3 protein-coding genes and 2 pseudogenes are annotated in these 6,958 nt (G+C 69.4%); 3 read left to right on the forward strand and 2 right to left on the reverse strand.

Annotated elements, in window-relative coordinates; translation table 11 throughout:
- Window positions 1-295: 295 nt before the first annotated feature.
- Together A6302_RS03370 and A6302_RS25990 are read right to left on the reverse strand one after the other, a co-directional pair.
- Window positions 296-1,723: a di-heme oxidoredictase family protein gene (locus A6302_RS03370; RefSeq protein ID WP_069305863.1), complete on the reverse strand. Its 1,428-nt coding sequence runs from the start codon at window positions 1,721-1,723 to the stop codon at window positions 296-298.
- An 11-nt stretch (window positions 1,724-1,734) separates the two neighbouring features.
- Window positions 1,735-3,035, reverse strand: a pseudogene (locus A6302_RS25990) (ROK family protein).
- A gap of 401 nt (window positions 3,036-3,436) precedes the next feature.
- Here A6302_RS25990 and xylF point away from each other — a divergent pair.
- The 3 genes and pseudogenes from xylF (at window position 3,437) to A6302_RS03390 (ending at window position 6,934) form a co-directional block, all read left to right on the forward strand.
- Window positions 3,437-4,476: pseudogene (gene xylF / locus A6302_RS03380) on the forward strand (D-xylose ABC transporter substrate-binding protein).
- A gap of 320 nt (window positions 4,477-4,796) precedes the next feature.
- Window positions 4,797-6,110 carry a sugar ABC transporter permease gene (locus tag A6302_RS03385; protein WP_069305864.1) on the forward strand — a complete coding sequence of 438 codons (1,314 nt, stop codon included), beginning with the start codon at window positions 4,797-4,799 and terminating at the stop codon, window positions 6,108-6,110.
- 14 nt (window positions 6,111-6,124) lie between these two features.
- Complete coding sequence (locus tag A6302_RS03390; RefSeq protein ID WP_069305865.1) at window positions 6,125-6,934, forward strand: ATP-binding cassette domain-containing protein; 810 nt, start codon at window positions 6,125-6,127, stop codon at window positions 6,932-6,934.
- Window positions 6,935-6,958 lie beyond the last annotated feature (24 nt).

Below are 6,958 nucleotides of genomic sequence, written 5' to 3' on the forward strand. Positions count from 1 at the left end.
GGTGGGGACGGGCAGGGTGTCGTCGGCGAGGGCCGGGAGGGGGAGGAGGAGGGAGAGGATTGCTAGGGTGCGGAGAACGCGGCTCCCCCCTCTCCCTGTCCCTCCCCCTCCGGGGGGAGGGGACGCAGGGCGCTCGGCCCGTCATCCCTCGGACATCCGTCGCGACGAGACGCAAAGGAAAATCCGCTGCCGCGCGCCGATCGTCCCCTCCCCCCTGGAGGGAGAGGGACAGGGAGAGGGGGGAGGCGCATCGGCGACTGCCAACGCTGGCGATCAAGCCCGACAAGAATTCCCCTCATTCCCCCACCCCCCCGATCACCAGCGTCCGCAGGAATGCGATCACCGCCTGCCGGTCGGTCTCCGCCAGCGCCTCGTAGGCCTTCGCCGCGTCGGTGCCCTCGCCGCCGTGGGCGCGGATCACCTCGTCGAGGGTGGTGAGGTCGCCGCGGTGGCCGTAGGGGGCGGTGGAGCCGATGCCCCAGAGTTCGGCGGTCATGAACACGTCGCGGGCGACGAAGCGCTGCGACAGGAGCTCGTTGCCGAGCCGGTCGTTGCGCTGGTCGGCGATGCGATGGCGCTTGAGATCGCCGAACAGCGGCACGAGCACGCGGCCCTCGGCGTCGCGCGGCAGGGCCTTCACCCAGTCGAAGCGCGCGAAGTCGATGCCGACCGGCGTGTCGACCGCGCCGAGTGCCAGCGTCCCGGCCATGTCCGAGGGGCCGGGGTCGGTGAAGACGAGGCTGTCCAGCGGCAGCGCCGGCTTGTGGCAGGCCGTGCAGCCGACCTGCGAGAACAGCGCCTCGCCGGCGGCCGCCGCCTCGCGCCAGGCCGGCGGCAGGTCGTCCTGCCGTCCGGGGGCGGCCAGCGTCGCCTGCCAGGCCACCATCGCCGACACGTCGCCGGCGGTGAACTCGTTTGCGTAGCCGTCCTCGTCGAAGTCGTCGGAGCCGGTCCAGCGCCGGCCGAAGCGTTCGTCGGGCTGGATGCCGTGGTGCTGGTTGAGCGCGTTGACCGTGAACTGGCGCAGGCTGACGAACACGCCCTTCTGGCTGAACGGCCGCAGGACGAGATCGCTGTCGATGCCCTCGATCCCGGAAATGTCGACCATGCCGTCCGGTCCGGCGGTGATCTTGCCGAAGTCGACGCCCTTGGTGACGAGCCGGGCGGTGACCGGGGCGCCGCCGGCCCGTGCCTCGGCCAGCGCATCGCGGCGGATCGCCTTGAGGTCGGCGGTCATCTCGCGGGCCAGCAGTTCCAGCAGGCCGGAGCCCTGCAGGGCGTTGGTGTTGCGCTCGGAGGAGAATTGCGGGTCGAGGCTGTCGAAGTCGGCGCTCTCGAAGCCTTCGGAGACGAAGACGTTGCCGACGAATTCGCCGGCCCCGCCCGGGACGGGGTCGTTGTGACAGCCGGCGCAGGCGTTGGCGTCGAGGCCCGAAGTCCGCTGGAACGTGTGGGCGGCGGGCCGCTTGCGCCGGGTCGGCACGATCGCCTGGGTCGACATCGGCCGGCCGGCGCCGTCGAGCGTGGTGAACTTGGCCGCGAACAGCTCCTCGCCGCGGGCGATCAGCGCGTCCAGCGCGGCGTCTCCCTGCCGGGCCACCGTGTCGAGGTCGAGCGGGTCATGGATCGTCTTCTCCGCCCACGGCGGATCGTCGGCCCCGAGGGCCATGCCCGGACAGGCGAGAAGAGGAAGGGCGAGGGCAGCAAGCTTCGACAGCTTCATGACCGGTCTCCTCAGGGTGTGGCGGCCGCCTGGCGCACGGCGGCGGGCAGGGCGAAGACCTCGCGGTCGAGCCGGCCGAGCGCATCGGCGAGCAGGCCGGCGACCACGAGATCCTGGTCCCAGGGGCGGGTCTCGATCGCGGTGTTGCGCCGGAGCGCCTCGACCAGCGCCTCCTCGAGGCCCGAACGCATGCCGTCCTCGATCAGCGAGAAGGCGCGGGCCGACGCGCCGGTGAACACGATCCGCGACGGATTGACGATCGCCATCAGCCGGGCAAGGCCGTAGCCGAGCGCGACGCCCGCCTTGTGGTAGATCGCCGCCAGCCGCGCGTCGCCGGCCCGGGCCGCCTCCTCGATCGTCAGCAGTTCCTCCAGCGTCGGCCGGATCTCCTTCGGATCCGTGTCCGGCGGCAGGTTCCGCGCCTCGCGCAGGATCGCATAGTCGGCGATGAAGGCCTCGAGACAGCCGCGCCGGCCGCAGGAGCAGCGCGGACCGCCCGGCACGTGGTTGACGTGGCCGAGCTCGGCCGCCGAGCCATCGCGCCCGCGTGCAGCCGGCCGCCGACGAACAGGCCCATGCCGACGCCGTAGTCGGCGAAGATCACGGCGAAGGTGCCGTCGTAGGTCGCGGGATCGGACCAGTTCAGCGCCTGGGCGATCATGTTGCCGTCGTTGGAGATGAAGCAGCGGGTGCCGAAGGCGCGGGCGACCGGCCGCACCAGCTCGATGTCGCGCTCGGCAAAGGCCGGCGACCAGACGATGGTGCCGCGGTTGGTGTCGACCACGCCCTGCGCGGCGATGCCGATCTCGGCGAGATCGCGCAGGCTCAGCCGCTGGGCGCCGAGGAAATCATGGATGGCGCGCACCAGCGTGTGCGGAAAGCTGGCCCGGGTTTCCTTCAGCGTGTCGAGCGTCACGCTCCGCCGGGCGGCGACCTCGCCCACATAGTCGGCCAGCACCAGCATCAGCCGGTTGGTGGTGATCTTGACCGCCAGCACGTAGGCGGTGCGCCGGTTGAGCTGGAGCATCACCCGCGGCCGGCCGCGCCCGGTGGCGGGCCGGGGTGACGTCTCGCCGTCCGCGGCGGTGTCGGGTTCCAGCGTGACGGTCTCGACGATGTTCTCGCCGATGAGATCGGCGGTGATCGCGGTGATCGTCGCCGGGGAGAGATGGGTTTCCGTGCCGAGGTCGACCCGGGCGATCGGCGCCTGCCGGCGGATCGCGGACAGCACCAGCATGCGGTTGTGGCGTCGCACCTGATCGGTGTCGGCGCGCCTGTCCATCCCGCCGCGCCAGGGGGGTCGTTCCGCCATTGCCGTTTCCTCCCGGGCTCCGGGGCAAGCCGCCGGAGCACCGTTTCCTGATCTTGTTCTTCGGCCGCTCTTGCGGGCGGCTCCGGCTGTGCATCGCCTTCTGGCAGGGCGTTTCCGCGGCACGGCCGGCCACGACGTCGATGCTGCGCTGCGAAGCCGCAAGGGGCTCTGGGATCACAGCAATCGTGTGTGGTTCATGCAATTGTGCAGCGACGCTTCCCTCCCGGGCGGTGTCACATGAAATGATATTGACATCGACCCCAATTCGGGTCCACAATTTTTTTTGACTTCGAAATAAAGATATCGATGTCGTCCGCGGGGGGTGGGAGAGACCGTCTGCGGGATGTTTTTTGCAACGAGTTGCCCCGCACGCGGGCAACCTGAATGCCAGGGAGGACTTCATGACCCGGATCCTGTCCGTGGTGGGCGCCGCCATGCTCGCCACCACCGCCGTTTCGTCCGCGCTTGCCGCCGACATCGTGGTCGGCGTGAGCTGGTCCAACTTCCAGGAAGAGCGCTGGAAGACCGACGAGGCCGCGATCAAGTCGGCCCTCGAGGCCGCCGGCGCCACCTACATCTCGGCCGCGCCCAGTCGTCGCCGGCCAAGCAGCTCACCGACGTGGAGAGCCTGATCTCGCAGGGCGCCACCGCGCTGATCATCCTCGCGCAGGACTCCTCGGCCATCGCCCCGGCCGTGACCAAGGCCCAGAACGAGGGCATTCCGGTGGTCGGTTACGACCGCCTGATCGAGATCCCCTCGGCCTACTACCTGACCTTCGACAACAAGGAAGTCGGCCGCATCCAGGCGCGTGAAGTGCTGAAGGTGAAGCCCGAGGGCAACTACGCCTTCATCAAGGGCTCCGCCTCCGACCCGAACGCGGACTTCCTCTTCTCCGGCCAGATGGAAGTGCTGAAGGAGGCGATGGACAGCGGCAAGATCAAGAACGTCGGCGAGGCCTACACCGACGGCTGGCTTCCGGCCAATGCCCAGAAGAACATGGAGCAGATCCTGACCGCCAACAATAACGCGGTCGACGCGGTGGTCGCCTCCAACGACGGCACCGCCGGCGGCGCCATCGCGGCGCTCAGCGCCCAGGGTCTCGAGGGCTCGGTTCCGGTCTCCGGCCAGGACGCGGACTTCGCCGCCCTCAACCGCATTGCCCTCGGCACCCAGACCGTGTCGGTGTGGAAGGACAGCCGCGAGCTCGGCAAGAAGGCCGCCGAGATCGCCGTGGAACTCGCCAAGGGCACCGCGCTCGACGGCGTGGCCGGCACCACCAAGTTCAACGGTGGCCCGGGCGGCGTGGAGATGAACGCCCAGTTCCTCACCCCGCTGGCGATCACCAAGGACAATCTCAACGTGATCATCGACGCCGGCTGGGTGTCGAAGGACGTGGTCTGCCAGGGCGTGAAGCCGGGCACCGTCGACGTCTGCGGCTGATCGCAACCACACTCTGCGTCCGGCGGACCCTCGCGGGCCTGCCGGACGCGGCATCCTGAGGGCAGCGGCGCACACGCCCGCTCCGGCCGCTTCCGGCCGGGCGAACGCCGCCTTCGCCACCGGCGCCATTGCCCGCGCCAGAAGTGCCATCGCCGCCCGTGGACGGGAACGGCGGCCGGCAGCCTGAACAGTCGCTCCGCCGAACGCCCGGACGTCCCGTGACGGATGCGGGGCCTCTTCGCGCATCCGCCGCCCGGGAGTAGGATGGCGGCAACGAGCGGAAGCAACCGACCAAGGTTGACGACAGAGGGGGTCATCTCATGAGTCAGAACGCAGCCGGACACAGCGCGGCCCCGACGGGCTCCGCGCCGCAGGTGCAGCCGGCGTCCATTCTCAAGGCGATGGAAGTGGACGTCCGCTTTCTCGGCATGATCGGCGCGCTTGCCGTGATCTGGATCGGATTCCACATCCTCTCCGGCGGCACCTTCCTCACCTCGCGCAACCTGTGGAACCTGTCGGTCCAGACCGCCTCGGTGGCGGTGATGGCGACCGGCATGGTGCTGGTGATCGTCACCCGCAACATCGACCTTTCGGTCGGCTCGATCCTCGGCGTCACCGGCATGATCATGGCCGTGGCGCAGGCGAGCTACCTGACGCCGGCCTTCGGCTTCAACAACCCCATGGTCTGGATCACGACGCTCGCCGTCGGCGTGCTCGCCGGCGCGGCGATCGGCGCGCTGCAGGGTTATGTGATCGCCTTCATGGGCGTGCCGGCCTTCATCGTCACGCTCGGCGGCCTCCTGGTCTGGCGCGGCGCGGCCTGGTGGGTGGCGAGCGGCAAGACCATTCCGCTCACCGACGACAATTTCAAGCTGATCGGCGGCGGCGCGGACGGCTCGGTCGGCGCGACCTGGAGCTGGGTCATCGCCATCGTCGCGGTTCTCCTGATCGCCTTTGCCGCCTGGAACGCCCGGCGCCAGCGCAAGCGCTTCCACTTCCCGCTGAAACCCCTGTGGGCCGAATTCACCACGGTCGGCATCGCCGCAATCGCGGTGGTCGCCGCCACCATGGTGGTCAACGCCTACACGCTGCCCGGCCCGCTCGCCCGCCGCTATGCGGAGGCCAACGGCATCCCGGTGCCCGAGGGCGGCCTGTTCATCTCCTTCGGCTATGCGGTCCCCGTTCTGATCGCCGTCGGCGTCGGCATCCTGATGACCTTCATCGCCACCCGCACCCGCTTCGGCCGCTATGTCTTCGCCATCGGCGGCAACCCGGAGGCCGCGGAACTCGCCGGCATCAACACCCGGCGCGTGACGATGATGATCTTCGCGCTGATGGGCGCGCTTGCCGCGCTCGGCGCCGCGATCTCGACCGCGCGCCTCACCTCGGCGACCAACGCGCAGGGCACGCTCGACGAGCTCTACACCATCGCCGCGGCGGTGATCGGCGGCACGTCGCTCGCCGGCGGCTCCGGCACCATCGCCGGTGCCATGATCGGCGCGCTGGTGATGCAGAGCCTGCAGTCGGGCATGGTGCTGCTCGGCATGGACACGCCGCTGCAGAACATCATCGTCGGCATCGTGCTGGTGCTCGCCGTGTGGCTCGACAGCGTCTATCGGCGCCGCTTCAACTGAGGGAGGGACAGACCATGACCACGACCACAGGAACCCCTCTCGTCGAGATGCGCGACATCTCGATCTCGTTTGGCGGCATCCGCGCCGTCGACGGCGTCACCGTCGATCTCTACCCCGGCGAGGTGGTCGGCCTGCTCGGCCACAACGGCGCGGGCAAGTCGACACTGATCAAGATCCTGTCCGGCGCCTACCGGGCGGACGGCGGCTCGATCCACATCAACGGCGGCAAGGTCGAGATCAACAGCCCGCGCGACTCCAAGAAGCACGGCATCGAGACGATCTACCAGACGCTGGCGCTCGCCGACAATGTCGACGCCGCCGCCAACCTGTTCCTCGGCCGCGAGCTGATGACCCCCTGGGGCACGCTCGACGACGTGGCCATGGAGGCGGCGACGCGCAAGGTGATGGGCCGGCTCAACCCGAATTTCCGCAAGTTCAAGGAGCCGGTGAAGGGCCTCTCGGGCGGCCAGCGCCAGTCGGTGGCGATCGCCCGCGCGCTCTATTTCGACGCGCGCATCCTGATCATGGACGAGCCCACCGCCGCCCTCGGCCCCCAGGAGACGGCGCAGGTCGCCGATCTCATCAAGGAGCTGAAGCGCGAAGGCCTCGGCATCTTCCTGATCAGCCACGACCTCCACGACGTCTTCGACCTCGCCGACCGCGTCAGCGTGATGAAGAACGGCAAACTGGTCGGCTCCGCCCGAACCACCGACGTCACCAAGGACGAGGTGCTGGGCATGATCATTCTTGGAAAGTGCCCGCCGGGGGCCACGCGGGGGCCGGGGGCGCTTACGGATGCGGAGCTTGCGGGCGCGCATGTGTGAGGGTGGGATGAGGAGATTGGGTAG

The sequence above is a fragment of the Methylobrevis pamukkalensis genome (assembly GCF_001720135.1).
GTDB lineage: Bacteria > Pseudomonadota > Alphaproteobacteria > Rhizobiales > Pleomorphomonadaceae > Methylobrevis > Methylobrevis pamukkalensis.